At 32.9% G+C, this 237-nt stretch carries 1 protein-coding gene; it reads right to left on the bottom strand.

All coding sequences use genetic code 11. The features are described 5' to 3' along the window. Window positions 1–48: 48 nt before the first annotated feature. A partial coding sequence (locus ACRHOZ_RS21445; protein ID WP_431130415.1) for a hypothetical protein occupies window positions 49–237 on the bottom strand: 189 nt, incomplete at its 5' end.

Here is a 237-nt window from a genome sequence, read left to right as displayed (position 1 = left end):
ATAACAATGATGATTAAAAGAGGTAAAAAACCTCTGAGTCTTTTACTATTAATTTGATATGCCAATTCCATTTTTACGTTTTATAGTTTTTAAATCATTTTTTGCCATCTTCCAGGCTTCCTTTTGGTTGTTCGCCAACGGGCCAACGTAGTCAATCATCATGGTTTTCCCAGACGCGTTCTTATACTCAACTTTTCCGATTACATAGACTTGATTGTTTTTTAGTTTTCTTAAATC

The sequence above is a fragment of the Flagellimonas flava genome (genome assembly GCF_050617915.1).
Taxonomy (GTDB): Bacteria; Bacteroidota; Bacteroidia; order Flavobacteriales; family Flavobacteriaceae; genus Flagellimonas; species Flagellimonas flava_A.
This window is presented reverse-complemented; position numbering and strand designations above follow the sequence as displayed.